This is a genomic window from Brachybacterium saurashtrense (assembly GCF_003355475.1).
Classification (GTDB): Bacteria; Actinomycetota; Actinomycetes; order Actinomycetales; family Dermabacteraceae; genus Brachybacterium; species Brachybacterium saurashtrense.
The window spans coordinates 3,152,410-3,177,941 of record NZ_CP031356.1 but is presented as its reverse complement, the minus strand read 5'-3'; the positions used below and the strand labels follow the sequence as shown (position 1 = coordinate 3,177,941).

The window sequence follows — 25,532 nt, the reverse complement described above, 5'->3', positions numbered from 1 at the left end:
TGGTCTCCTCAGGTGGGGGGTGGGGTCTCGTCCGGGGCCTGCGCGGTCTGCGGCGCGGCACCGGGTGCGGGGCGGTCCGCGCCGCCGCGCGAGGGGGTGCGGGAGATGCGGCGCCAGCGGTCGAAGTGCTCGGCCATCGCGGCGGCCACCGCCTCCCGCCGACGGGTGCGCAGGGCGCGGGTGATCTCGAAGTGCACCTCGTCGCTCGCGAACATCTCGGGGATGGCCCCGCCGTTGGCGGCGATCTCCTTGCTGATCACCACACGCCGCCGTTCCAGCAGCAGGTCGTGGAGGGCGTGGTTCATGCCCCCGGCCACGTAGTTCATGATCGGGTTGCCGAGGACGGCGAACAGGGCGAGGTGGAAGGCGTGGTCGGCGCGCAGCCCGCGCACGAAGTCCCTGTCCGAGGAGGCGTCGATCATCTCGTGGACGAGGTCCTCGAGCTCGCGGATCTGCTCCTCGGTGACCCGCTCCACCATGCGCGGCGCGATCGCCACCTCGAGCATCTCCCGGGCCTCGGCGAGCTGGGAGCCGGTGACCATCCCCGCGCGCAGCATCAGCTCGAACACGTTCCCGCTGCCGCCGTCGAAGGAGGGCGTGACCAGGATGTTCCCGCTGCCCTGCACCTTCTTCAGCATGCCCAGCATCTGCAGCCCGGAGAGCCGTTCGCGCACCCGCGCCCGGGACATGCCGCTGGCCTCGGCGAGCCGGCGCTCGGTGGGGATGAGGATCCCCTCCTCCACCGCGGTGCCCTCGCGCACGAGGCTGTCGAGGAACTCGAGGGTCTCGGCGTCCATCGGACCTCCTTCGGTCGTCGTCGTACCGGGCGGCGCGGCGCCGACGGGGCTGCACGGGCGGGGCGCGGGGTGGGGGCCGTGCGGCGGGCGGTGCCGCACGTCCGGTGCGCGGTGCGAACCCGTGCACGGTCCGGTCCGCAGATCGCGGTCCGGCCCGCAGGATGGCGACGATGCAAGCACGCCCTCTGCGCTCCGGCAATCACGGCCGCTCGCACTCCGCCCCGCCGTGCCCCTCGCGGTGCTGGTCAGAGCCGGTTCCCGGTGTGGAACAATTGGTCGACCATTCTGGCACAAGGCGCTCCGGGCGCGCCGCCGGGGCACCCCAGCGCATCTCGCCGGCCGCACGCCCCGCGTCGGCCACACGCCCCGCGTCGGTCGCGCGCTCCGTGTCGGCCGCGCGGCGCATCCCGCCCCGCCCCTCCGCCTCTCGTGGTCTGACCAATCTTGCCCCGGGCGCACCCCTCTGACCTGCACTTTCCTCGTCGGCCGCACAGCCCGGCAACCGCCCAGAGTTGTCCGACCACTGCGCCGCCCCTACGGTCAGCTCGATCCGTTCCGGGCCCTCGGGCCCCACCCGACCCCGGGCCCCGTGCCCGACCACACCGACGTGAGGGAGTGCACCGATGCACACAGAGACCACCGGCCCCCAGCGCCGCACCGCCGTCGTCACCGGCGGCGCCGGCCCCCGCAGCATCGGCCGCGCCACCGCCACCCGCTTCGCCCGCGAGGGCTGGGCCGTGGCGATCCTCGACCTCGACGGCGAGGGCGCCCGCGTCCTCGCCGAGGAGCTCTCCGCCGCGCACGGCGTGCCCGCCGCGGGCTACGCCCTCGACGTCACCGACTCCGCCGCCGTGAACGAGGTGGCCGCGCAGATCGCCGCGAGCGAGCTGCCGCCCGTCGGCGCGCTGGCGAACATCGCCGGGATCCCCTCCCCGGTCCCGTTCCTCGAGGTCACCGACGAGCTGTGGGACACGATCCTCGCCGTGAACCTCACCGGCAGCTTCTACACCTGCCGCGCCTTCCTGCCCGCCATGCTCGAGAGCGGCTACGGCCGCATCGTGAACATGTCCTCCGTCTCCGCGCAGCAGGGCGGCGGTGTGTTCTCCAAGACCCCGTACTCCGCCGCGAAGGCCGGGGTGCTGGGCCTCACCCGCTCGCTGGCCCGCGAGATGGCACCCGAGGGCATCACCGTCAACGCCGTCTCCCCCGGCGCGGCGGACACCAACATCCGCGGCAACACCACCGAGGAGGCCGAGGCGGCGCTCTCCGCCTCGATCCCGATGAAGCGCCAGGCCACCGCCGAGGAGATCGCCGCGCTCGTGGTGTGGCTCTCCGGGGAGGACGCCGGCTACATCACCGGCACCACGCAGGCCATCAACGGCGGCGCGTACATCTCATGAGCGCGCCCCACCACCGCGTCGGGATCTCCACGATCTCGTTCCGCCACCGCCCGCTGGAGGAGGCGCTGTCGCTGATCGCGGCGACCGGCGCCCGCGAGATCGACCTGGGCGCGATCCCGGACGTCACCGACCACGTGCCGGTCCCCTTCCACGGCGACAGCGCCGAGTACGCCCGGCGGATCACCGCGGAGGGACTGCGCACCGGCGCGGTCAACGCCGATCCGGGCGATCTCAACGACCCCGACCTCACCCCCGAGGCGCTGCGCGACGTGGTCGCTCCCCTCGCCGGGCTCGCCGCCACCCTCGGTGCGGCGCTGATCGTGCCGGCCGGTCGCGCGTCCCACGCCCCGTTCGTGGACCGCGAGGCGGACCTCGACCGCATCGCCGCGAACCTGGAGCTGATCTCGCAGGTGTGCGCCGAGCACGGGGTGCGCCTGCTGGTGGAGGTGCTGCACCACCGCCGCTACGTCCACACCGTCGCGGACGCCGACGCGCTGCTGGCACGCTGCACGCCCTCGCAGTTCGGGGTGCTGTTCGACGTCTCCCACGTGGTCGCCTCCGCCGAGGACCCGCTGGCCTGGGCCCGCTCCCTCGGCGACCGGGTGGAGCGGGTGCACCTGCGCGACGCGGTGCCCGGGGACCTCAACCTCTCCCTGGGCGCCGGGGACGTGGACTTCCCCGCCCTGGTGTGCGCCCTCGAGCAGCAGGGCTTCCCCGGCACGTACGTCCTCGAGCTGGAGACGCACGACATCGACGAGGAGGACCGCGTCCGGGACGTCGCCCGCAGCCACGCGGAGATCTCCGCGCTGCTGGCGCAGACCGCCTGACACCACGGGTCCCCGGGCCCTTCTTCGCAGTTCCCGCAGTTCAGATCCGGCTGTTCAGCTCCCGCTGGTCAGTCCCCGCTGGTCAGTCCCGCTGGTCAGATCCCGCCGTGCCGGCACCCGCCGGCCTCGGCCCACCCCCCCACCACGGGGTGCGACGTCGCACCCCACCCAGGAGGTCCCCATGCTCCCTCCCCGCTCCCCCAGCCGCCGCGGCGTCCTGCGCGGGGCCGCCCTGGCCGGCCTCGCCGGCGTCGGCCTCAGCGCCTGCGCCGGCGGCGACGGGCCCCGACGCACCGACTCGGTGCGGATCATCCTCGGGCACGGCGCCGCGCCCGGGAACCCCCGCTCCGACGGGGCGCTGGCCTTCCAGCGCCTGGTCGCCGAGAAGTCGAACGACGAGGTGGAGATCCAGATCCTCGGCCAGGAGTCCGTGGGCAGCGACACCGAGATGATGGTCTCGGTGGCCGCCGGCACCCTCGACATGACGATCAACTCCCAGGGCCCGTTCTCCAGCTACGTGCCCGAGGCCGCGCTGATCGGCCTGCCGTTCCTGTTCGAGACCTCGCAGCACGCCTTCGCGGTGCTCGACGGCGAGATCCAGGACAGCCTCGCGGGCCTCGCCGAGACCAAGGGCTTCCACGTGCTGGGCTTCTGGGACAACGGCATGCGCGACATCACCAACTCGGTGCGGCCCCTCGAGGTGCCCGAGGACGTGGCCGGGCTGAAGATCCGCACCCCGGACGATCCGATGACCATCGACATCTTCCGCGAGCTCGGCGCGAATCCCACCCCGATGGCGTTCGGCGAGCTGTACCTGGGACTGCGCCAGGGCGCCGTGGACGGCCAGGAGAACCCGGTGGTCAACATCCACTCCTCCTCGCTCCACGAGGTGCAGGAGCACCTCGCGGTGACCGGGCACAAGTACGAGATGAACCCCTTCGTCATCTCCACCACCCGCTGGGAGGGCCTCGACCCCGCGATCCGCACCGTGATCGAGGAGGCCGCCGTCGAGGCGCAGCAGGAGCAGCGGAGCCTGATGCTCTCCCAGAGCGAGGAGATCTACGCCGAGTTCGAGGAGATCCTCCAGGTCACCCACCCCGATCGCGCCCTGTTCCGGGAGGCGACGCTGCCGGTGCACGAGCGCTGGCAGCAGCAGCACCCCGAGTTCTTCGACCAGCTCACCGCCGCCGCGGAGTCGCTCCGCGCCGAGCACCAGGAGAGTGCCTCATGAGCCCCACCTCCCCCGCCGCCGACCCTGCCGCGGACCGCCACCCCGTCATCACCGAGGAGGACCTCGCCGCCCTCGACACCTCCGAGGGCCATGCCGAGGACACCCGCCCCGAGGAGCCCGTCAACGCGGTGCTGGGGCGGCTGGGCGGCGCGCTCGCGATCGTCACCACCGCACTGATCGTGGTGCTGGTGACCCTCGCCGTGGTGATGCGGTACGTGCTGAACTCCTCCCTGCCGATCGCGGCGGAGGGCCCCACCTACCTGTTCCCCTGGCTGATCGCGGGCGGCGCCATCGTCGCCCAGTCCCACCGCGGCCACATCGCCGTGGACCTGCTGGTCTCGCGCCTCACCGGCCGGGCCCACCAGCGCGCGCAGACCGCCATCTGGGCGTTCTCCACCGTGCTGCTGGGCTACCTCACCTACCTCGCGGTGTACCTGATCCCGCCGATGGCCGCGCAGTCCACCCCGATCATGGGCTGGCCGCAGCTGGGCAGCTTCGGGGCCTTCCTCGTGATGGTCGCGGTGATGACGGTGCAGGCCGGCGTCCGCACCCTCCACTACGCCCGCCACGGGGCGCCCACCCCGGCCGACGCCGCCGTCGCGCCCGGCACCGCCCCGTCGCACCGTGCGACCGACGACGCCCCGTCGGCGCAGGACTCCCCGAAGGAGAACCCCGATGCTTGAAGCACTCCTCGCCGTCGCCGTGTTCATCGTCCTGCTGCTGCTGGGCATCCCGGTCGCCTTCGCGATCATCGCCGGCGCGATCGTGGGCCTGTTCGCGGTGGGCTCCCTGCCCATGGAGGCCCTCGCCCAGCAGTCCTTCAGCCCCGTGGGCGACTACTCGATCCTCGCCATCCCCTTCTTCATCCTCACCGCGGACCTGCTGTTCAGCGGGAAGCTGGGCGCCCAGGTGATCGGCCTGGCCACCCGCGTGGTGGGCCGCCTGCGCGGCGGTGTGGGGATGACCAGCGTGCTCACCAACGCCGTCTTCGCCGGGATCTCCGGCTCCGCCGTCGCCGACGCCACCGGCATCGGCAAGGTGGTGATCCCCTGGACCCGCCGCCTGGGCTACAGCGGCGGCTACGCCACCGCGGTCAACGCCTCCGCCTCCTCGCTGGGCGTGATCCTCCCGCCCTCGATCCCGATGATCCTGTTCGCCTCCGCCTCCGGCGCCTCGGTCGCGGCGGTGTTCACCGCCGGGATCGGCCCGGGCCTGCTGGCCGCGGCGCTGCTGCTGCTGTGCTGCTGGCTGGTGGCGTGGAAGGCCGGCTTCCCGCGGGTGCGGGCGCGGTTCACCGTGAAGCGCCTGCTGGTGGACCTGCTGTTCGCCACCCCCGCGATCCTCATCCCGATCGTGCTGATCCGGGTGGTGCTGTTCACCGGCATCGCCACGGTGACCGAGGTGTCGGTGCTAGCGGTGCTCTACGCCCTCGCGGTGCGGGTGCTGCTGTACCGGGACCTGAGCCTGGCGCAGCTGCGGAAGGCCCTGGTGGACTCCGCCGCGGCGAGCGCCGTGGTGCTGCTGCTGATCATGTTCTCCTCCGCGCTGGCCTGGCTGCTCACCATCCAGGAGGCGCCGCAGGCGCTGGCCGAGTCCCTCACCACGACGCTGCAGGCGGACTGGCTGGTGGTGCTCGCGATGATCCTGATCCTGCTGATCGTGGGCATGTTCCTGGACATCTCCCCTGCGATCCTGCTGCTCACCCCGGTGATGCTCCCGGTGGCGACCGCGATCGGGATGGACGTGATCCACTTCGGCATCCTCATGGTGGTGACCCTCGCGATGGGTCTGTACACCCCGCCGGTGGGGACCACGCTGTTCATCTCCGCCTCCATCGGCAAGGTGCCGATCCTCGAGACCGCCCGCTCCCTGCTGCCCTTCTACGGGCTGGGGCTGCTGGTGGTGGCCGCGGTGGCGTACCTGCCCGGGCTGCTGTTCATCACCTGAGCCCGGCGCCCCGCCGGTCGCCCCGGCGAACAGTTCTGGCAGGATTCGATCGATGTCGCCGCCGGCATCGATCGAATCCTGCCAGAACTGGTCGTGGCGCCCTGCGGGGCGGGTGCTCGAGTGCGGGCCCGAGGGGCACGCCGCGCCCGGCTACGCTCGGGACCATGAGCATCCCCGCCGACCCCGAGGACCCTCGCAGCCAGCACGAACGCCTGGTCGCGGGCGACTGGTACTGCTCCGACGAGGAGCTCGGGGCACTGCAGCGCCGGGCCGCGCGGCTCGCCGATCGCTACCACCGGGCCTGGCTGGAGGAGTCACCGGAAGCGGGGGCGCTGCTCGCCGAGCTGCTGGGCGGCCTGGGCGAGGGGACGAGGGTGAGACCCCCACTGTCCGTGGACTACGGCAGCAACGTGACGATCGGCGCGCGCGCCTTCGTGAACTACCACCTCACCGCGGCGGACGTCGCCCCGATCACCGTCGGCGAGGACTGCCAGATCGGCCCGAACGTCCAGCTGCTCACCCCGATCCACCCCACGGCGCCGGAGCCGCGCCGGGACGGCTGGGAGCGCGCCGCACCCATCACGATCGGCAACAACGTCTGGCTGGGCGGCGGCGTCACCGTGCTGCCCGGGGTGACCATCGGGGACAACTCGGTGATCGGCGCCGCTGCCGTGGTCACCCGGGACGTCCCCGCGAACGTGGTGGCCGTGGGCAGCCCCGCGCGGGTGGTCCGGGCGCTCTGAACGGGTCGCGGCACGTCGGCGGCGGCCAGAACTGTCCCTTTGTGGCACAGTCGCGTTCGATCCCGTATCAGCCCCCTGATGGCTGTCTAGTCTGGCGTGATGTTCCTGCGATTTCAGAGTGCGGTTCCAAACGGGCGGGGCGCCTACCCCGGCATCTTTGCGATGACCAATGGCTTCCGCGACGCGGGCCTACTCGCTGACGAAGATGCGGAGTGGGTGCGACGCCAGAACGCTCACGGCAACCGTTCCTACACCGATCCGAGCACCGTCGTTGCCGACTGCTACAACGCGACGGTCAACCCAGGCGCACGTTCCTGGTTTAAGGGCGACGCCTTCAACCTCGTACTGATGGCCCGTCGCTACACCAGGCTGCTCGACAGGTACGAAGTTCCCTGGGTTGAGCTCCGGACAGAACGTCCTGGACGGATCGTCTATGAGGACCCGGTGCAGGTCGTCGCCGTCCCATTCACGCACGAGGTGGACTGGCCGCTACGGGGCCCGAGCGCGAGTTCTTAGAGCACCTGGGTGACGCGCCAGAGTTGTCGGATTCTGAGCCATATCGCCTCCGCGAATGGCTCAGAATCCGGCAGTTCTCGTCGGCCGGGCACCACCGCCCCGGGCCGGCCGGGTCCGGCGCTCCGGCGCCACCCCCTCCGCCCACGCCCGCCCGGGTTCAGCCGGTGACCACCTCGAGCACCGATCCGGCGGCGACCCGCGCGCGCTCCAGCGCCACGCCCGCCTCGCGGTAGCGACGCGAGAGCCCCCGCACCGCGGCCCCGGCGAGGTCCACGTCCTCGCCGTCCACGCGCAGGGACCGCACCCCGCAGCCGGTCTCGCCCACGGCGAGGTGCACGGTGAGGTGGCCGCCGTCGAAGGGGATCTGCGCGGTGGTGCCGTCCAGCGCGGCGGGCAGCACCGGGTCGATCTCGAGGCGGCCGGCGCGGGCCCGCACGCCGAGCACGTCCTCGACCACCAGGCGCAGCATCAGCCCGGGGCCAGAGGAGTACACCCGCCACCCGCCCTCGAAGCCGGTGGTGTCCTCGAACAGCGCGTCCCCGTTCTCCGCGGCGGTGTACCGGTCGGGGAACACGGCGTCGGAGCTGGAGTAGTAGACGTTGGCCTGGCGGCGTCGGGCGCCGCGCACCCGCTGCTCGAGGCCGATCGGCACCGCCGTCAGCAGCTCCGCCCAGGCGCGCTCGGCCTCGCCCAGGCGGGTGAGCGCCTCGATGTACCGCAGATGGGCGTGCATGTACATGAGCCCGATCTCGCGGCCCCAGAAGGTGGCGGTCTCCGCCCGCTGGAACACCTCCATCACCCCGCCGTGGTACTCGACGGGCCGGTCGAAGAGGTAGATCCCGGTGGGGCCGTCGAGGTGCTCGCCGATCAGCGCCAGGTGGTGGCGGGCCTGCTCCGGGGTGAGCAGCTCGTCGGCGAGGGCGTGGATCATCTGCAGGGAGCCGTGGCGCAGCCCGGTGCGGGTGTCAGTGGGGTGGACCAGATGCTCGACGGTGCCGCCCTCGAGCAGCGCGTAGCCGGCGAGCTCGCCGTCCACCAGCAGGGTCTCGGCGAAGGCGGCCGCGGCCCCGTCGGCGAGCGCGCGGCAGCGCATGGCGAGCGCCGCCGCCGGCGATCCCGCCCCCTCGGCGGCCTCCGCCCCGGCTCCGCCGGCGTGCTCCTCGAGCGCCTGGGCGAGGGTGCGCAGCGCGGTGATCTCCAGCTCGGTGGTCCAGGTGGAGCACAGGTGCCGGGCCAGCTCCGGGCGGGCCGGCTGCAGGGAGTCGTTCCAGTCGCCGTGGCCGTACGCCGGCAGGCGCGGATCCTCGGTGCGCTGGGCGGCGATGTGCTCGAGCGCCCGCGCGGCGTGGTCGAGCACGCTGGTGGGCGCACCGATCTCCTGCTCCCCCACCCACGGTGCGGGCTCGTCGAGGAGCGAGGCGTCGCCGGTGACCTCGAGGTACTCGCCGAGGGCGCGCAGCGGCCAGTACACGACGTCGCCGTGGCTGTCGCGCAGGCCGGGGCCGGCGCGGCCGGGCAGGTACTCGAACCACTGCGGCCAGGTGCCGTCCTCCTGCTGCGCGGCGAACACGGCGAGCAGGGTGGAGCGCAGCACGGCGGGCTCGTCGGTGGCGAGCAGCAGGCCCACGGGCCCCTGGCACACGTCGCGGGTGCCCCAGGCGCCGCCGCTGTACTGCTCGAGGCCGCGCGGGGTGCGGAAGTGCACCGCGGCGTTCTGCGCGAGCCAGGCGAGCATCTCGCCCACCTGCTGCGCCTCCTCGGTGTCGCCGCCGGTCAGGGCGGGCAGGCGCGGCGCGTACGCCGTCGGGTCGGGGGCGGCCTCGCGCGCGGCCGACGGGGCGGCGCCGATCCCGCCGGCGGCCTGCGGGGCGGGGGTGTCTCCGGCGGCCGACGGGGCGAGGTGCACCTCGACGTCGCCGGCGACCCCGAGGGCGGCGGTGCGCAGGCCGCTGCCGTGGGGGCGGGCGTCGGCGAAGAGGGCGGCGTCGTCCTCCACCGGCACCACGGCACCGTCGACCGTGACCTGCACGTCCAGGGCGTCCGTGCTGTCGATGACGAGCAGCAGCTCGCCGTCGTCGGCCCCGTGCTCCGCCTCGATCCCGAGGTGCACCGTGCCGGGCAGGCGCACCTCGGAGCGCACGGTGAGCGAGGTGCCGTCGTCGGTGGCGTACAGCCAGGTGCTGGAGGAGGCGGTGGTGGCCCAGGCGGAGGGGACGCCCAGCAGGTGCCACTCGCCGCCCACGGCACGGTGCAGCAGGCGCACCCCGCTGCGGCGTTCCAGCCCCAGGTAGGAGCGGCGCACGCTGGTGAGCTCGTCGCTGGAGGCGTGGCCCACGGTGAACTGGGAGCAGAACACGCCGCGCATCCACACGGTGGAGGCCACGGCGGTGAGATCCGCGGCGGCGGTGGCGGTGACCTGCTGGATGTGGCCGTGGGGGCGCAGCACCTCGCGCTCCTTGGCGGCGCTGACCACGTGCGCGTCGGGCCCGAAGGCGGAGAGCAGCGCGGGAGCGTCGGCGGCATCGGCGCGGGCGGCGGCCCCAGTGTGCGGGGCGGCGCGCGGCGCGGAGCGGTCGGTGCCGGCGTGCTCCTCCAGGTGCAGCCGGCCGCCCGCCAGGCGCTCGAGCTCGGCGCGGCGCGGGGCGCGCACGGGCAGCTCGGGGGCGAGCGCCGGCAGACAGCCGACGACGGGGGTCTCGGCGCTGCCCGCGGCGGTCTGGCCGGCGCCCGCGGCGGCCTGCTCGACGCCGCCGGCGGAGCTCTGGCCGCCGTCGCCGGCGGCGGGGCGCGCGGCGTCCTGCGCCGGCGCGGTGGGCACCTCGAGCTGTGCCCGCAGGGTGGTGATCAGGGCGGCGTCGGAGGCGGAGGTGGCCTCCGGGTGATCGGCCACCACGGCGCCCCAGAAGGCGGTGCTCCACTCCTCGCCCGGGGCGAGGGTGACGGCGGCGGTGCGGAGGGCGGCGAGGGTGTGCTCGTGCTGGAGGCGCTCGGAGGGCAGGTCACGGCGCGGGTCCAGACCGGCGCCGTGCTCCCGGTCCAGCAGCTGCAGGGCGTCGGTGCCCCACTGCGCGACCGGGGCGTCGGCGCCGATCACGGCCCAGGGCACCTCGCCGGCGGGCATGTTCTGGCGCACCGCGAGGGCGAGGGAGCCCTCCGGGAGGGTCACGGGCGTGAGGTCGAGGTACTGGGCGACGTACTGCTCGTTGCGGCGCACCGCCTCGAGCGGGGCGAGGGCCGCGTCCAGGGTGTGCAGGAGGTCCGCCTCCACGGGCTCGTCGCCGTCGTGGCGCAGGTGCACGGTCCAGGCCCAGCCGCTGCCGTCGGCGGTGACGGCCAGGCGGGTGCGGGCGCGCAGCCGGGCGCCGGCGCGCCCGGGCAGGGTGTGGACGGTGGTGACGGTGCCGTCGGCCGCGACGGCGCCGGAGGTGGCGGGACCGCCGGTGGCGGGGCCGGTGAGCGGTGCGGCGCGCCAGGCGCTCTCGCCGGGGGCGCGCAGGCGCAGGTGCACGCCCGCGGGGCCGGAGCCGGCGGCCGTGGCCGGGTACTGCAGCAGGCTGAGACCGCCCGCCTCGAGGCGGGCGGCGTCCCCGGCCTCGGTGCGCTCGAGGGTCACCGGCAGGGTGCGCACGGCGGTGGAGGTGCTGGTCATGGTTGCTCCTGTGGGTGTGGGCGGGGGTCGAGCCCCTCGCCGTGGCCGGGGTGCGGGCAGCCGCAGCTTCCGCGGTGGACGATGGTGGACCCCAGCACCACGGGCTCGGGATCGGGATCGGCGCCGTCCACGAGCGCGGCGAGGCGATGGGCGGCGAGCGCGCCGAGCTCCTCGACGGGCTGGGCGACGGTGGTGAGGCCGGGGCGCACGTAGCGGGCGGCGTGGACGTCGTCCCAGCCCACGATCGCGATCTGTCCGGGAACGTCCACGCCGGCGTCCTGCAGCTCGTGCATCACGGCGAGGGCGAGCTGGTCGTTGCCGCACACCAGCGCGTCCACGGCGGTGCCCTCGGCGAGCAGCTCGCGCGCCACCTGGGCGCCCGCCTCCTCGACGGGGTCCGCGGCGAAGGTGGCCACGGGCTTGAGGCCCGCGTCCGCGAGGGCGCTGAGGAACCCCTCGTGGCGGGCGCCCATGTCGGAATCCGGCTCGGGGCGGCCCACGAAGGCGCAGCGGGTGCGCCCGGACTCCACCAGGTGCGCGGTGAGGCGGGCGGCGGTGACGGTGTTCTCGGTGTAGAAGGCGTCGCGGCCGGGCACGCGGGCGCGGGCGGCGGTGACCACGGGGCGGCGGGCGCCGATCTCCGCGATCAGCGAGTCCTCCACGGCGCTGCGGGCCATGAAGGCGACGCCGTCCACGGTGCCGGCCAGGCGGCGGATCTCCCGCTCCGGCTCGGTGTCCGGGCCGGCGAGGTCGAGCACCACGGACAGGCCCAGCTGGCTCGCGGCCATCTCGAAGCCCACCAGCACGGCCGCGTAGTAGGGGCCGTCGATGTGCGGCAGCACCAGGCCGAGCGCGTGGGAGCGGCGCCCGGCGAGGGCGCGGGCGGCGCCCTCGGGCACGTAGTTCAGCGCGCGGGCGGCGGCGAACACTGCCTCGCGGGTGCGGGGCGCCACCTTGTCGCTGCCGCCGAGGGCGCGGGACACGGTGGCGGTGGAGACGCCCGCCTCCTGGGCGACGGCGTAGATGGTGGCGGCCCGCTCGGGGGCGCCGTTCTCGGGGGCACGGGACATGCTGGTCACCTTCCTGGGGAGGATGCTGCGACGGGAACCGGTGTCACGGCCATCGTGTCCTCCTCTGCGGCGGGGTGCTTGCGAAACCCCGATGGAAGCGCTTGCATGGTGTCACGGTAGACGAGGGAGCCGCCGGAGTCCACGTCACCACCCACCACGGTGCGGGCGCAGCGCCCCGCCGACCAGCCACGGACGGGAACCCTCCATGATCACGATCGACCGCCGCCGGATCCTCCTCGACGGCGCACCGCGCCTGGTGCTGGCCGGGGAGATCCACTACTTCCGCGTGCCCCGCGCCCAGTGGGCCGCGCGGATCGCGCAGCTGCGCGCCGCCGGCGCGAACACCGTGGCCAGCTACATCCCCTGGCTGTGGCACGAGCTGCCGGACGGCACCGTGGACCTCACCGGCGCCACCCGGGACGAGCGCGACCTGGGCGCCTTCATCGACCTGTGCCGCGAGGCCGGGCTGTGGTTCCTGGCCCGCCCCGGCCCCTTCCAGATGGCGGAGCTGAAGAACGAGGGCCTGCCCTACCGGCTGTACCGCGAGCACCCGGAGATCGTGCCGCGCGGCTGGGACGGCGCGCCCGCGCCCACCCCGGACGTGGACCTGCTGGCTCCGGCGTTCCTCGCGGAGACGGACCGCTGGTACGACGCGGTGATGCCAGTGCTCGCCGAGCGGCTGGTCACCCGCGGCGGACCGGTGCTCGCCGTGCAGCTGGACAACGAGATCGGCATGCTCTCGTGGGTCTCGAACACCCCCGTGCTCACCGACGCCGCCCTCACCCAGCTGCGTGCCTGGCTGCCCGCCCACCGCACGGACGCCGCGCGCACCTATCCCGCGCTCACGGCCGACGACGACGCCTGGGCGCGGGCCGTGCGCAGCCCCGAGGAGGCCTGGGCGGCACCGCTGCGGGTGGACCTGGCCCGCTTCGCCCGCGACCGCGCCGCCCGCTACGTCGCGCACCTGCGCGCCGCCGCCGAGGCGCGGGGCGTGACCGGGGTGCCGTTCCTGATCAACATCCACGGCACCGGCGGCGGCTCCTGCGAGACCTTCCCGATCGGGATCAGCCAGCTGGAGCAGTCCTACTCCGGGATCGACGGGATGCTCTCCGGCTCGGACCACTACGTGGGCGAGATGACCCTGGACACCACCACGGACCTGTACGTCCTCAACGCCCTGCAGCAGGCCGTGCACGACGACGACCAGCCGCTCACCTCGCTCGAGTTCGAGGCCGGCACCGGCGACTACGGCGACGGCCTGGAGCGCCTGGCCGAGCCCTCGACCGCGGATCTCAAGTCCCGCCTGTTCGTCGCGCAGGGGAACCGGCTGCTGAACTACTACCTCTTCGCCGGCGGCCACAACCCACCCCTCGAGGAGCCGGTGGGCGACGGCAACGACCGCATCGCGATCACCGGCGAGCGCCACGGCTTCGCCGCCCCGATCGGTCCCGAGGGGCAGGAGTCGCCCACCTACGCGCCGCTGGGCGCGGCGATCGGGCGCCTGGCCCTGCACGAGCGGCACCTCGCCCGCGCCGTCGAGGAGCTCGACGACCTCGCGCTCGGCCTGGTGCTGGACTCCTACGCCACCGAGCACGCGCACCCGGGCAGCGCGGTGATGGCCGAGATCGTGGGCGACCTGCGCGCCCATCGCGGCGCCGGGCAGCGCCTGGCCCTGGCCCGCAGCGCCCTGCTGCGCGGACACCGCTTCGACGCGGTGGACCTGCGCACGATGCGCCCGCGGCCGGACGGCTCCGGGCGGCGCGTGCTGATGGTGGCGACCTCCCGCCACCTCGACGCCGCCGTGCAGCGCCATCTGGTGGCGCACCTCGAGGCCGGCGGGAGCCTGCTGCTGCTGGGCGTGCTGCCCGAACGGGACCTCGAGGGCGCCGACTGCCGGATCCTCGCCGACGCGCTCGGCGCGCAGGCGGCACCGGTGCGCCACGACTCCGGCCGCTTCCACCCCTCCGTCTCGTGGAGGTCGGATCCGAGCCTGCTCGGCGAGACGCGGGTGCCGTGGTTCCAGGAGCTGACCGCCTCCGGCGACGCACGCCCGGTGCTCACCACGGTGGACGGCGAGACCTGCGGGATCGACGTGCGCGTCGGGGCGGGCCGGGCGGTGCTGCTGGCGGCCGGCCTGCCCTCCCGGCCGGGCCTGCTCGGGCACCTGCTCGAGACGCTCGGGGCGGGGCGCGGCCTCGCCCTGCACAGCAGCGTGCCGGGCGTGTTCGCCACCACCACCCGGGACGAGGACGGCGGGCGGATCCTGCACGTCCTGAACGTCACCGGCTACCGGCCGCAGGTGCAGATCGTGCTGGACGGCGAGGAGATCGCGCTGGAGCCCGCCCCGCACACCGGCTACCTGCTGGCGCGCGGGCTCGACGTCGGCCCCGCCCGGGTGCTCGCGGCGAACGCCGAGCTGGCGGGGATCGGCCCCGACCACCTGACCTTCGACGTCCCGGCCGGCCCCGCCGCGCGGATCGTGCTGGAGACCCCGCGGCAGGTCACCGCCGACGGACCGGGCGCTCGGGTCGCCCACGAGGACGGGCACGTGCTGGTCACCGCCGACGGGCCGGTGCGCGTGCATCTGGGGGCCCTGGTGTAGTGGGCCATGACGTTGTCGACGCTGGCGTGGAGGCGTGAGTGAATCATCCAGGGTTGGGGCTGCCGCACGATCAGGTGGCAGTTGGGGTATCAGGCCGCGAGGGCGACCGGGTTCAAGAGGGTCTCGTATTCGATGGGCGTCAATCGAGCTCTTCCCGGTTCGGTGGGGCCGTAACGATTGCACCAGATCCGCAGGGTCTCCTCACCGACGCCGAGCTGTGGCGCGACGGCACGGATCGGTGCTGCGCGGGGCCGCCTTCGCGAGCGTGGCGGTCGTAGACCATGCGCACGGCAAGGTGACGCAGCTCTGGACTGAATTCTTTGGGCATGTTCCGATTCGCCTTGCTGAGGCTCGGAACGGAACCCAGGGCGCTTTAGTGATGGAGAGCCTGAAGCTCCGGGCGTGGATCGATATGTCTGTTCAGCGTTCCGGGCCCTGCATTGCGACGTGAACCGTTGGTTCATCCTCCTGGCCGATGACCACCACGAAGTCGATGGGCTCGTGCGCGCCGCTGGCTACTCGATCGCCTTTCCGCTGCACGCCCTCGCCCAGCCGCGCTACCACTATCGGAAGGTTGTCTCTGTCAGCGCGAGCATCGATGCCATCCGAAGAGTTTTCTTTCGCCCATGCCTCGGTCTTCGTGGCGGGGCCGCTGAAGGCGATGAAGGGGTCCCAACTGTTGGAGTTTTGGAACGGGCTGTCAACGACCTGCATGTCGATTTCGGGGGCTGAGAAGCGGCGGTGTCAAAGGGGCTCTTCACAGATGAGGGTGTAGGGGCTGACGGCGCGGCGGCGGCGTCGGGAGACCTCGACATCTATCCCGGCACCGACGCGCCCACCCCGTGAACCGCACCTACACCCCCAGATGCGAAGAGCCACTTAACCGACGACGCAGCCCGTCGTCGCAGTCGCACACGGGGCGACCGCAGTCCATCCTCCCGGCGGAGGTCGGGAGCCGAGGCCGAGGACCTAGTCCTTACGATCGCGCTTAGGTCACTGAACCTTCCAGAACCGTCAAGAGCGTGCAGACGGCCTGGTTTCCTGCTGGAAAGCCTCGAAACCCCTAAAGATCGACATAAAGGACAAGCATGACGATTCGCTCTCTAGCGGCAAGATCTGTCTTCTTAGTGCAGGACGCCTGCGACTTGGACGAGTACGCGCTTAGCCAGATATGAGGCAAGTTTTTAGACGCTACACACTAAGCGTTCTGCTCGCAGCATGCATAGCCGGTTTCATGTACAGCTGGTTAACCACGGGGACTCCCATGGCTTTTGTGTATTACGGGTACCCCCTACTGCTATCTGGAATTGCCGCTGCCACAGTAGTCCTGACGTTTTTAGTGCTGTACCTATTGACTAAGAGCCCGAGAATATCTTCCCTGGTTGCCATAGCGGCTATCCTTGTAGCAGTACTTGGGTTCGTGACAGCGACATCGGACAGGCTTTTCGATCGACTGTGGTGGAGGGGATTCATTTTTTATGCAGTTCTCATTCTAGTTCCAGCGATCATTGCTTCCGCTTCAACTTGGACGTCTGTCGCACGCAGGACACCCTCGGATCGTGGCGGCAGAATCTCCGGAAGGCGCCACTCTTGCGTCGACACGAGGTAGGCAGTGCATCACTGAGAGAAGCGCCTTGGGTTCCGTTCCGAGTCTCAGCAAGGAGACTCGGAACGGAACCCAATTCGCTTCGGCGAGGTGTTGCACTTGACCACGCCCGCGCAGGGACGCCGACTCACCGAACGACTCATCGAGAGCCTGCCATCCTGCCCGATCCCCGAGATCGCGAGCCTCGGGAAAACGCTGCGCCGCTGGAAGACCGAGTTCTTGGCATACTTCGATACAGGCGGTGCGAGCAACGGCGGCCCCCGAGGCCGTCAACGGGATCATCGAGGTCGGCCGCCTCGCCACCAGAGGGTTCCGCAACTTCGAGCACTACCGCCTCCGAATGTTCCTCATCGCTGGTGGACTCAACGCCTCACCCCACACTCAACTCTGAAGAGCCCGTTAGTGTGTCGTCCACAACCCCCGGCACGTCCCTGACCAGTAGGAACATCGACAGAATCAGCGTTCATCTCCCAGAGAAGTCCGACTCAGGCGTGAAGAGCCGGCAATGACCCGCAACATCCAGATCATCCCTGGTGAGTCCGCCCCTCAGGGCGGCTCTTGCGAGCTAGTACTCCACACGCAAGCAGCAGAATCAATACTACTGCAGGAAGAAGGGCCCAGCCTGTTCCGGTAATCATTCCGACCAGTACGGACATTGAAGCCACAAAGAAGAGCACCGATGGAATGTGTGTTGAGGGCAGTCTTGGCAAACCAAGAGTGACCAGCACTGTCGCAAGCACGGCAGCAGAGAAGGTGACGAGAGGTTCCAGCTCGAAGTAGGTAATGGTGAACATGCTCATCCATCTAACTCTTATGGACGAATGAAGCCCATATTCCATCGGCCAAGTCGGGAATGACATGAGGATAAGCGCGAGGAGAGCGAGCCCTATGGTCAGTCCGGGCCTCAGAAGCTTCATAGCACAAGCATAATCGCTGCCACCAGGCAGGGCCGGACTGTCGTGATCGAGAGCGCGGAGTAGAGCTGTCGCTAGGAGTATGAGGTCATGACGTTGTCGATACGTTCGTGGATTCCGGTGGCCGGGGGCTGATCAGCGCAGGCGGTGCGCGGCCGATGATGTGTGCAGTGGTCGACCCAGACGCTGGTCGCTTCGCGCCGGTCGTCCTGGGAGTAGACGGCGTGGGCGTAGAGCATTCCTCGGCGAGGATCCGCTGGTAGCGCTCGACTTCTCTGTTGTGCCGGGGAGTGCAGGGCCGAGTCCGCTGATGGCGCGCCCGTTTGCCGCCTTGGCCGTGGAGGCGCCGGCCCCCACCGTCGGGACTCTGGCCGACCTTCTTCACATCCAGGTGGAGCATGTGGCCCGGGAAGCGAGCGATGATCTCCCCGGGCTCGAGGGCGATGCGGCGGACCGACGTCGTCAGAGTCGATCGGGCGACGCCGGATTCGGCAGCGACGTGGGCAATGGGTCGGCCCTCATCTTCGACACGTCGGACCAGGCGGAGTCTTCCGGCCGGCGTCGGCGGCGAACCGCGGTGGGCCATGAAACGAGTTCCTCCCCGGCGACGGATGTCTAGACACCGCCCATCGTGCCGGTCAGAGGCCACGTCCCTCCATCCCCGTGCCGTGACCACCGCGTCATGACTAACGACACCTAGCCCTTGTAGATGTCCGCGAACGGGTTCGGGATCGCATCCAGCAGGCGCCGCGTGTACTCGTCCTGCGGGTCGCGGATCACGTCGATCGCCGTGCCGTGCTCCGCGACCCGGCCCTGGTTCAGCACGATGACGTCGTCCGCGAGCATGCGCGCGGAGAGCAGGTCGTGGGTGATGTAGAGGATGCCCACGTCCGAGTCCGCGACCAGGCGCTGCAGCAGCTCGAGCACCTCGGCACGGATCGACACGTCCAGGCTCGAGATCGGCTCGTCGGCGATGATCAGCTCCGGCTCGGCGGCCAGCGCCCGGGCGATCACCACCCGCTGGCGCTGCCCGCCGGAGAGCTCGAAGCCGTGCCGGCTGCGGTACCGGCGCGCCGGGGTGAGCGCGACCCGCTCGAGCAGCTCGTCGATCGCTGCGCCCACCTCCGCCCGCCCCATCGACCGGTGGTTCTTCAGGGGGCGGGAGAGGATGTACTCGAGGGTCTTGTTGGGGTTCAGCGAGGAGTACGGGTCCTGGAACACCATCTGCACCAGCGAGCGGTAGCCGCGCAGCGCGGAGGTGCCGAGGGAGCCGACGTCCAGATCCCCGTCCCGGCTGTGGAAGGTGATCGTGCCGGCGGTGGGTCGGTCCACGCCCGTGATCATGCGGGCCAGGGTGGACTTGCCGGAGCCGGACTGCCCCACCAGGGCGGTGACCATGCCGCGGCGCAGGCGGAAGCTCACGTCGTCCACGGCGAGGGTCTCGCTGCGGTGGAACCCCTGCCGGGAGTGGAACACCTTGCTCACGTGGTCCACGTCGAGCACCACGTCCCCGGTGAACGCCTCCTTCGTCTCCCCCACCGACTTCTCGAAGGCGGGGCCGGCGAAGCGGACCGTGCGGGCGGGCAGCCCCGCGGTCTCCGGCGCGGTGCGCTGCAGCAGCGCCACGTGGCAGGCGGCGCGGGGCGGTCGCCAGGTGCCCTGGGAGTCCAGCCGCAGGGCGGTCACCGCGTCCTCGGTGCGCGGGGTCGGCATCGGGACCAGCGGCGGGGCGTCGGTGAGGCAGCGGTCGATCTTCTCCGGGCAGCGCGGCGCGAAGGGACAGCCACTCAGCGGCTGGGAGAGGTCCGGCGGCCGGCCCGGCACATAGGTGATCCGCACGGTCTCCTGACGGGGGTCGCCGTAGGAGCCCAGCAGGCCCTTGGTGTAGGGGTGCAGCGGCTCGCGCAGCAGGTCGTCGGTGTCGTGCTCCTCGACGATCCGGCCCGCGTACATCACCAGGATCCTGTCCGAGAGATCCATGACGGTGCCGATGTCATGGCTGATGAACAGCACCGCGAAGCCCTGCTCCGCCTGGAGCCGGCGCACCCCTTCGAGGATGGAGCGCTGCACCACCACGTCCAGTCCCGTGGTGGGCTCGTCCAGCAGCACGAACTTCGGATCGTTCGCCAGCGCCAGGGCCAGGTTCACGCGCTGCTTCATCCCGCCGGAGAGCTCGTGCGGGTAGGCGCGGATGAAGCGGTGGTCGATGAGCACGAGGTCGAACAGCTCCTCGATCCGCTCCACCACGGCGGCGCCGCGGCGGGAGGAGTGCAGCTCGATCGCGTCGCGGAACTGGTCCTCCACCCGCACCACCGGGTTCAGGGCGTTCATCGAGCTCTGGAACACGGTGGAGAAGTCCCGCCACCGGTAGGGCCGCAGCTGCTCCTGGCTCATCGTGGTGATGTCCATGCCGTCGAAGCGGATGCTGCCGCCGGTGATGGCGCCGGGCCGCTCGGTGAGGCGGAGGATCGCGGTGCCCAGCGTGGACTTGCCGGAGCCGGATTCGCCGATCAGGCCCACGAACTCGCCGGGCTGGATCGCGAAGGAGACGTGGTCCACCGCGTCCAGCGCCGGGTGCAGCTTGGGGGCGTAGCGGACGGTGAGGTCCTCGACCTCGAGGATCGGGGGGCGCTCGGCGCCGGCGGTCGGGCGGGGCTCGGCCCCGGGGGCCGGGTTCCCGTCGGCCGGGGCGTCGCCGCCGGGCCGGGACGGGGAGGCGTGGCGGGACATGTCAGCCGTCCTCTCGCAGGTGCGGGTTGGAGATGAGATCGATGCCGAAGTTGATCAGCGTGAGCGCCATGATCAGGCCGGACAGCGCCAGGCCCGGCACCAGCAGCCACACCCACAGGCCCTGCGCGAGCGCGCCCTGCAACTGGGCCTGGTAGAGCATCGTTCCCCAGGAGACGGACTCGGTGTTGCCCAGCCCCAGGAAGCTCAGCCCCGCCTCGGCGCCGATCGCGCCGGTCGCGGCGCCGAAGAAGCCGGCCGCCGTCAGCGAGGTCATCTGGGGCAGGATCTCGCGGGCGATGATCGTGGGGGTGCGGTCCCCGGCGAACTTCGCGGCGGTGACGAAGTCGCGGTTCCGCAGCGTGATCATCAGGGCGCGCTTGGAGCGGGCGGCCCCGGCCCAGGAGATGATCCCGATGATGAGGATCGTGAACCACACCGAGCGCACCTCGGAGTACGCCATCAGGGTGATGATCAGCGGCAGCGTGGGCACCACCAGGGCGACGTTGGTGATCAGGGAGAGGACGTCGTCGATCCAGGTGCCCTCGAAGTAGCCGGAGGTGAGACCGATGATCAGGCCCACCACGGTGGCGAAGAGCCCGCCGAACAGGCCCACGATCAGCGAGACGCGGGTGCCCCAGATCAGCTGGCTGAAGATGTCCGCGCCCTGGGTGGTGGTGCCCATGAGGTGCTCGGCGCTGGGCAGCAGCACCGGCGCGAAGGTGGTGTCGTCCCCGCGGTAGGGGGCGATCACGGGCGCCAGCAGCGCCAGCAGCACGTACAGGCCCAGCAGCGCGATCCCGGCGCGGGCCTTCTTCGAGGCCCAGATGATCCGGAACCAGCCCGGTCCCCGTTCGCTACGCGCGGTCTGCTCCGCCTCGGCGAGCGCGAGGTCGTGCTGCAGGGCCGGGTCGTCGACCCCGCTCGCGGGGGCGGGGGTGCTCTTCTCGTCCATCTCAGGCCGCCTTCCGTGCGCGGGGGTCGAGCACGCCGTAGAGCATGTCCGCGATGAGGTTCGCGACCAGGGTGCCCACGATCGTGAACAGCAGCAGCGCCTGCAGCAGGGGGTAGTCCTTGCCGGAGGCGGCCTGCTGCATGAGCCGGCCCAGCCCCGGGTAGTCGAAGGTGGTCTCGATGAGGATCTGGCCGCCCAGGATGCCGCCCAGCGCCATCGCGAGCCCGGTCACCGAGGGCAGCAGGGCGTTGCGCGCGGCGTAGCGCAGCGCGATCTGCTTGTCCGGCACGCCCTTGGCGCGGGCCAGGCGGATGTAGTCCTCGCCCAGGTTGAGGATCATCGTGTTGCGCATGCCGAGCACCCAGCCCACCGGCCCCAGCAGCATCAGCACGGTCGCGGGCAGCACCGAGTGGCGCACCGCGTCGGCGAGGAACTCCAGGTTCAGCCCCGGCATCGACGCCTCGTAGCCGCCGGCGGTGGGGAACCAGCCCAGCACGTAGCCGAAGACGAACAGCAGCAGCAGCGCCACCCAGAAGGACTGCAGGGTACCCACGAAGGTGGAGCCCAGCGTCACCACGGAGTCGAACGGGGAGTTGCGCCACCAGGCGGCGAACGCGCCCAGCGCCGTGCCGATCACGAAGGAGAGCATCAGCGTCACGCCCACCAGCACCAGGGTCCACAGCAGCGCCCGACCGATCACGTCGGTGACGGTGGCGGGGAAGTACGTGTAGGAGTAGCCGAAGTCGCCACGGGCCAGCTGCCCCAGGTAGGCGAGGTACTGCTGGAAGAGGTTCCCCTCGGGCTGGCCCAGCATGATCCGCATGGCCTCGATGCGGGCGGGGTCGATCTCGGTGTCGCGGCCGGAGATCTGGCGGATCATCAGCTCCGCGGGGTCGCCGGGCTGCAGCCGCGGGATGAGGAAGTTCAGGGTGATCGCGGCCCACAGGGTCAGCAGGAAGTAGCCGATCCGGCGCAGGAAGTACGTCACGGTGCGCTCCGTTCCACTCGGGAGGGCACGGCCGGGGCGGTGCGCTCACGCCCCGGCCGCGGGTCTCAGGAGGCGCTCGGCGGCACCAGGCGGGTGATGATCATGAGCATCTCCGAGTTGGTCCCGTAGGGCTCCTCCTCGGAGGGCCAGCCCTCGGCCTTGTCGGTGCGGTAGATCATCCGGGCGGGGGCGTAGAACAGGCAGGTCACCGGGTACTGGGTCATCATGATCTCCACCAGCTCGCCGGTGAGCGCCTTCTGGGCCTCCGGGTCGGTCTCCCCGGAGAGCTCGGCGACGATCTCGTCGGTGGCGGGGTCCTCCCAGCGGCCCACGTTCGCGCGGACCGTGTCCTCGGTGGGGATCTGGTCGGAGGAGAGCTTGGAGCCCAGGTTGCGGGCCACCTCGCAGCCGCCGTGGAGGTACTCCAGCAGCATGTCGAAGTCGCCGTCCTTCTTCGCCTGGTCCACGGCCTCCGGCGGGGAGGTCTGCACGGAGGCGTTGATGCCCATCGACTGCAGGTTCCGCACGACCACGTCGGCCGCGGCCTGATAGTCGATCCACCCGGCCTGCACCAGGAACTTCGGGGCGAAGGCGGTGCCGTCGGGCAGGGTGCGGAAGCCGTCGGAGCCCTTCTCGTAGCCGGCCGCGTCCAGCAGCTCCTCGGCCTTCGCGGTGTCGAAGGGCAGCACGGTGTCCTGCCCGGCGTAGGCCTCCGGCAGCAGGTTCTCCGCGTAGGGCAGCTTGAGGCCGGTCTGCGAGGCGGGGGCCATCACGGAGTAGGTGGCCTTGGCGCTGATCTCGTCCTTGTCCAGGCCCTGGGAGATCGCCTCGCGCAGCGCCACGTCGTCGAAGGGTGCCTGGGCGAGGTTGTAGGTGAGCACGGTGGAGCCGGCCGGGGCGTACCAGTAGTGGTTCAGCGCCGGATCCTTGGCGGCGAAGGCCTGCTCGGGGTTGGGGATCTCGCCCCAGTAGGCGTCGAGATCGCCGGCGGCGAGCTTGAGCGCGGCGTTGGTGGCGTCGTAGTTGCCCTCGAGGATCAGCTCCTGGACGGCCACCTTCTCCGCCTGCCAGTAGTCCTCGCGGCGGGTGAGCTGGAGGCGGCGGCCGTTGTAGGAGCCGAGGGCGAAGGGGCCGGAGCCCACGGGCTCCTCCTCGACGTACTGGGTGGGGTCGCCGACGTCCTGCCACACGTGCTGCGGCAGCACCTTCGCGGTGATCAGCGAGTCGAACTTGGCGGCGGCGAGGCCGGAGAAGGAGATGACCACGTCCTGGCCGTCCACCTCGACGGACTCGGCGGGGGCGCCGAACACGTCGTTCCACAGGCCGATGTCGTCCGCCGCGGGGAACTCCTTGCGCAGGTTCAGCGTGAAGGCGACGTCCTCCGGGGTGAGGGGCTCGCCGTCCGCCCAGGTCACGCCCTCGCGGATGGTGAACACCAGGGTGGTCTCGTCGCGCCAGGTGTACTCGGTGGCGATCCACGGCACCACCTCGCAGTTCATCGAGCTGCGGATCATCAGCGGCTCGTAGAAGTAGTTGCGCGAGGTGACGTTCGGGGAGAACGGGTTGAAGTTCGTGATGCCGGCGACGTTCTCGGCGACCTCGGCCGGGAAGGTGAGCTGCGGGATGGTGGTGCCGTCGCCCGAGGCCGCGCCGCCGCCACCCGAGCTGGTGCTGATCTGGCCCGAGCAGGCGGCGGTGCCGGCCACGAGCGCGGCCGCGAGCGGGCCGGTGGCGAGGAGGGTCCTTCTCTTCATCGAGTGCTCCTTGGTCTGCGGCCGGCCCGACTCTGGGCGACGACCGGAGGGGTCCCGGGGCGGGGTGGTCCGGGGAGGGGAGGGCGCCGACGTCGGCGCTCCGGTGAGCATGATGTTAGCGCTTACACTCACAATGTCAACGCTTACATCACGGTGCGGGACGGGCTGGAAGCGAAGAGGGCGGTGTGCGAGCGGCCGACGAGCCGGGCCGTCCTGGCTCCGATGCCGATGCCGGTGCCGGTGCCGGTGCCGGTGCCGGTGCCGGTGCCGGTGCCGGTCCAGCCTCTGCCCGACCCCGGCTCGGCCGCGGCGCCTGCCCCGCCTCAGCGGCAGGCGGCGGCGAGATCCGCGGCCAGGGCGTCCATCTGCGCGTCGGTGAGCTCGTGGACGGTGAGCCGCAGATGATGCGAGGGCTCCACGCCGGGCCCGCCCGATCGACCCACGCCGGGCCCGGCAGGCCCGTCGGCGGCCAGGCGGAACTCGTCCCCGGTGCGCACCAGCCAGCCGCGCCGGGCGAGGGCGGTGGCGACCTGCCGGGCAGGGCGCGGCACCGGCACCCACAGGCTCATCCCGTCGCCCGGCACCAGGGGCAGGCCGTGCCGCGCCATCGCCTCGGCGAAGGCGGCGCCGCGGGCGGCGTAGTGGGCCCCGGCGCGCTCGATCAGCTCCCGTGCGCCGTCTTCGCGCAGCACGCCGTGGGCGAGGCGCTGCAGCAGGTGGCTCACCCAGGTGGTGCCGGGGCTGAGCCGCAGCGCGAGGCGGCGGGCGGTCTCCGGGTCGGTGGCCGTGACCGCGAGGCACAGATCCGGGCCCAGGAACTTCGAGACCGAGCGCACCAGCGCCCACCGCCGGTGCCCCGGCCCCACCACCGAGCGGAACGGGGAGCGGGAGAGGAAGGAGTAGTAGTCGTCCTGGATGACCAGCACGTAGGGGTGATTGGCGAGCACCTCGCCCAGCTCCTGCGCCCGCCGGGCGCCGAGGGAGGCGCCGGTGGGGTTCTGGGCGCGGGGGGTGAGCACCACCGCGCGGGCGCCGTCCTCCAGCGCGGCCCGCAGCCCGTGCGGGGTCATGCCCGCGGCGTCCACCGGCACCGGGATCGCGCGGTAGCCGGCGTGGCGCACCGTCTGGATGCTGGCCAGGAAGCAGGGATCCTCCAGCGCGACCGCGTCGTCGCGGGTCAGCGCCTGGGCGAGCAGGCGCTCGATCGCGTCGACCGCACCGCTGGTGAGGGTGAGCGAGGGCCCGTCGGCCCCGCCCGGGACGTCGGGCGCCATCCACGCGCGGGCCCAGCGCGCGAAGTCCGGATCGATCACCGGCTCGCCGTACAGCACGGGGCGGCCGACGGCGCCGGCGAGCGCCGGGGCGAGGTCGGGGATCAGCGCCGGGGAGGGGTTGCCGGTGCCCAGATCGCGCAGGTCGCCGACGGGCACGCCCTCCGGCTGTTCGGCGAGCTCGGCGAGTTCGGCGAGCGCGGCGGCCGGCGCGAAGCCCTCCTGGGGCGTCGGCGCGGCACCGGCCACGCGGGTCCCTGCCCGGCCCTGCCCGATCACGGCGCCGTCGCGGGCGAGCCGGCGGTAGGCGGCCACCGCGGTGTTGCGGTTGACGCCCAGCTGCTCGGCGAGGGCGCGCACGGGCGGCAGCGCGTCTCCCGGCACCAGCTCGCCGCGGTCGATGAGGGCGCGCACGCTGTCGGAGATCTCGGCGGCGGTGGCGCCGGAGATCATCGCTGCCGAAGAGGTCCCCACCTGCTCGAGTGTAGGGGTGGGCGGCGCGGCGCCCGGCCCGGCCCCGGCCGCAGGGACGCGC

General features: G+C 72.0%; 18 protein-coding genes and 2 pseudogenes. 9 read left to right on the top strand and 11 right to left on the bottom strand.

Going from position 1 to position 25,532, the window contains the following annotated elements; genetic code table 11:
- Positions 1–8 precede the first annotated feature (8 nt).
- Complete coding sequence (locus DWV08_RS14315; protein WP_115414412.1) at positions 9–797, bottom strand: FadR/GntR family transcriptional regulator; 789 nt, start codon at positions 795–797, stop codon at positions 9–11.
- Positions 798–1,420: 623 nt separating this feature from the next.
- On the opposite strand from DWV08_RS14315, the gene DWV08_RS14310 reads away from it, so the two are divergent.
- The 7 genes from DWV08_RS14310 (at position 1,421) to DWV08_RS14280 (ending at position 7,461) form a co-directional block, all read left to right on the top strand.
- Positions 1,421–2,197: an SDR family NAD(P)-dependent oxidoreductase gene (locus DWV08_RS14310; protein ID WP_115414411.1), complete on the top strand. Its 777-nt coding sequence runs from the start codon at positions 1,421–1,423 to the stop codon at positions 2,195–2,197.
- Positions 2,194–3,024 (top strand): sugar phosphate isomerase/epimerase family protein, encoded by an 831-nt coding sequence (locus DWV08_RS14305; protein WP_115414410.1) that lies wholly within the window; start codon positions 2,194–2,196, stop codon positions 3,022–3,024. The genes DWV08_RS14310 and DWV08_RS14305 overlap by 4 nt, the downstream gene beginning before the upstream one ends.
- Positions 3,025–3,205: 181 nt before the next feature.
- On the top strand, positions 3,206–4,255 hold the full coding sequence (locus DWV08_RS14300; protein ID WP_115414409.1) for a TRAP transporter substrate-binding protein: 1,050 nt from the start codon (positions 3,206–3,208) through the stop codon (positions 4,253–4,255).
- On the top strand, positions 4,252–4,938 hold the full coding sequence (locus DWV08_RS14295) for a TRAP transporter small permease (RefSeq protein ID WP_115414408.1): 687 nt from the start codon (positions 4,252–4,254) through the stop codon (positions 4,936–4,938). Before DWV08_RS14300 ends, DWV08_RS14295 begins: the two co-directional genes overlap by 4 nt.
- The gene (locus DWV08_RS14290; RefSeq protein WP_115414407.1) at positions 4,931–6,202 is read left to right on the top strand and encodes a TRAP transporter large permease; all 1,272 of its coding nucleotides are present in this window, start codon (positions 4,931–4,933) and stop codon (positions 6,200–6,202) included. The genes DWV08_RS14295 and DWV08_RS14290 overlap by 8 nt, the downstream gene beginning before the upstream one ends.
- Positions 6,203–6,366: 164 nt before the next feature.
- Complete coding sequence (locus DWV08_RS14285) at positions 6,367–6,945, top strand: sugar O-acetyltransferase (RefSeq protein ID WP_115414406.1); 579 nt, start codon at positions 6,367–6,369, stop codon at positions 6,943–6,945.
- Positions 6,946–7,044: 99 nt separating this feature from the next.
- Entirely contained in the window at positions 7,045–7,461 is a 417-nt protein-coding gene (locus DWV08_RS14280; protein ID WP_164740391.1) for a hypothetical protein, read from the top strand.
- 157 nt (positions 7,462–7,618) lie between these two features.
- Here the strand turns inward: DWV08_RS14280 and DWV08_RS14275 are convergent, their stop codons facing one another.
- Positions 7,619–11,110 (bottom strand): cellobiose phosphorylase, encoded by a 3,492-nt coding sequence (locus DWV08_RS14275; RefSeq protein WP_115414405.1) that lies wholly within the window; start codon positions 11,108–11,110, stop codon positions 7,619–7,621.
- Positions 11,107–12,180 carry a LacI family DNA-binding transcriptional regulator gene (locus tag DWV08_RS14270; RefSeq protein ID WP_115414404.1) on the bottom strand — a complete coding sequence of 358 codons (1,074 nt, stop codon included), beginning with the start codon at positions 12,178–12,180 and terminating at the stop codon, positions 11,107–11,109. Before DWV08_RS14270 ends, DWV08_RS14275 begins: the two co-directional genes overlap by 4 nt.
- A 205-nt stretch (positions 12,181–12,385) precedes the next feature.
- On the opposite strand from DWV08_RS14270, the gene DWV08_RS14265 reads away from it, so the two are divergent.
- Positions 12,386–14,782, top strand: a complete 2,397-nt coding sequence (locus DWV08_RS14265) for a beta-galactosidase (RefSeq protein WP_162801583.1) — start codon at positions 12,386–12,388, stop codon at positions 14,780–14,782.
- 420 nt (positions 14,783–15,202) lie between these two features.
- Here DWV08_RS14265 and DWV08_RS14260 read toward each other — a convergent pair whose 3' ends face one another.
- Positions 15,203–15,496 (bottom strand): hypothetical protein, encoded by a 294-nt coding sequence (locus tag DWV08_RS14260; protein WP_115414402.1) that lies wholly within the window; start codon positions 15,494–15,496, stop codon positions 15,203–15,205.
- Positions 15,497–16,478: 982 nt separating this feature from the next.
- Between DWV08_RS14260 and DWV08_RS14255 the strand changes: the two are divergent.
- A pseudogene (locus tag DWV08_RS14255) lies at positions 16,479–16,779 on the top strand (transposase); the annotation flags it as partial.
- Positions 16,780–16,912: 133 nt separating this feature from the next.
- On the opposite strand, the gene DWV08_RS16830 reads toward DWV08_RS14255, so the two are convergent.
- From DWV08_RS16830 to DWV08_RS14225, 7 genes and pseudogenes are all read right to left on the bottom strand, one after another.
- The gene (locus DWV08_RS16830; RefSeq protein WP_127097497.1) at positions 16,913–17,188 is read right to left on the bottom strand and encodes a hypothetical protein; all 276 of its coding nucleotides are present in this window, start codon (positions 17,186–17,188) and stop codon (positions 16,913–16,915) included.
- Positions 17,189–17,376: 188 nt separating this feature from the next.
- Positions 17,377–17,888, bottom strand: a pseudogene (locus DWV08_RS14250) (integrase core domain-containing protein).
- A 110-nt stretch (positions 17,889–17,998) separates the two neighbouring features.
- On the bottom strand, positions 17,999–20,032 hold the full coding sequence (locus DWV08_RS14245) for an ABC transporter ATP-binding protein (protein WP_115414401.1): 2,034 nt from the start codon (positions 20,030–20,032) through the stop codon (positions 17,999–18,001).
- Position 20,033: 1 nt separating this feature from the next.
- Positions 20,034–20,984, bottom strand: a complete 951-nt coding sequence (locus tag DWV08_RS14240) for an ABC transporter permease (RefSeq protein WP_115414400.1) — start codon at positions 20,982–20,984, stop codon at positions 20,034–20,036.
- 1 nt (position 20,985) lies between these two features.
- Positions 20,986–21,972, bottom strand: a complete 987-nt coding sequence (locus tag DWV08_RS14235) for an ABC transporter permease (RefSeq protein WP_115414399.1) — start codon at positions 21,970–21,972, stop codon at positions 20,986–20,988.
- Positions 21,973–22,037: 65 nt separating this feature from the next.
- A complete protein-coding gene (locus DWV08_RS14230) occupies positions 22,038–23,726 on the bottom strand; it encodes an ABC transporter substrate-binding protein (RefSeq protein WP_162801582.1) in 1,689 nt (562 codons plus the stop codon).
- Positions 23,727–24,049: 323 nt separating this feature from the next.
- The gene (locus DWV08_RS14225) at positions 24,050–25,450 is read right to left on the bottom strand and encodes an aminotransferase class I/II-fold pyridoxal phosphate-dependent enzyme (RefSeq protein ID WP_115414397.1); all 1,401 of its coding nucleotides are present in this window, start codon (positions 25,448–25,450) and stop codon (positions 24,050–24,052) included.
- Between the last annotated feature and the right edge of the window lie 82 nt (positions 25,451–25,532).

Coding starts and splice junctions, on each gene's coding strand:
- DWV08_RS14290 (WP_115414407.1), top strand. CDS start 4,931: ATGCTTGAAGCACTCCTCGCCGTCGCCGTGTTCATCGTCCTGCTGCTG.
- DWV08_RS14230 (WP_162801582.1), bottom strand. CDS start 23,726: ATGAAGAGAAGGACCCTCCTCGCCACCGGCCCGCTCGCGGCCGCGCTC.
- DWV08_RS14275 (WP_115414405.1), bottom strand. CDS start 11,110: ATGACCAGCACCTCCACCGCCGTGCGCACCCTGCCGGTGACCCTCGAG.
- DWV08_RS14280 (WP_164740391.1), top strand. CDS start 7,045: ATGTTCCTGCGATTTCAGAGTGCGGTTCCAAACGGGCGGGGCGCCTAC.
- DWV08_RS14300 (WP_115414409.1), top strand. CDS start 3,206: ATGCTCCCTCCCCGCTCCCCCAGCCGCCGCGGCGTCCTGCGCGGGGCC.
- DWV08_RS14285 (WP_115414406.1), top strand. CDS start 6,367: ATGAGCATCCCCGCCGACCCCGAGGACCCTCGCAGCCAGCACGAACGC.
- DWV08_RS14265 (WP_162801583.1), top strand. CDS start 12,386: ATGATCACGATCGACCGCCGCCGGATCCTCCTCGACGGCGCACCGCGC.
- DWV08_RS14315 (WP_115414412.1), bottom strand. CDS start 797: ATGGACGCCGAGACCCTCGAGTTCCTCGACAGCCTCGTGCGCGAGGGC.
- DWV08_RS14225 (WP_115414397.1), bottom strand. CDS start 25,450: ATGATCTCCGGCGCCACCGCCGCCGAGATCTCCGACAGCGTGCGCGCC.
- DWV08_RS14295 (WP_115414408.1), top strand. CDS start 4,252: ATGAGCCCCACCTCCCCCGCCGCCGACCCTGCCGCGGACCGCCACCCC.
- DWV08_RS16830 (WP_127097497.1), bottom strand. CDS start 17,188: ATGAGCATGTTCACCATTACCTACTTCGAGCTGGAACCTCTCGTCACC.
- DWV08_RS14270 (WP_115414404.1), bottom strand. CDS start 12,180: ATGTCCCGTGCCCCCGAGAACGGCGCCCCCGAGCGGGCCGCCACCATC.
- DWV08_RS14260 (WP_115414402.1), bottom strand. CDS start 15,496: ATGCAGGTCGTTGACAGCCCGTTCCAAAACTCCAACAGTTGGGACCCC.
- DWV08_RS14310 (WP_115414411.1), top strand. CDS start 1,421: ATGCACACAGAGACCACCGGCCCCCAGCGCCGCACCGCCGTCGTCACC.
- DWV08_RS14245 (WP_115414401.1), bottom strand. CDS start 20,032: ATGTCCCGCCACGCCTCCCCGTCCCGGCCCGGCGGCGACGCCCCGGCC.
- DWV08_RS14305 (WP_115414410.1), top strand. CDS start 2,194: ATGAGCGCGCCCCACCACCGCGTCGGGATCTCCACGATCTCGTTCCGC.
- DWV08_RS14240 (WP_115414400.1), bottom strand. CDS start 20,984: ATGGACGAGAAGAGCACCCCCGCCCCCGCGAGCGGGGTCGACGACCCG.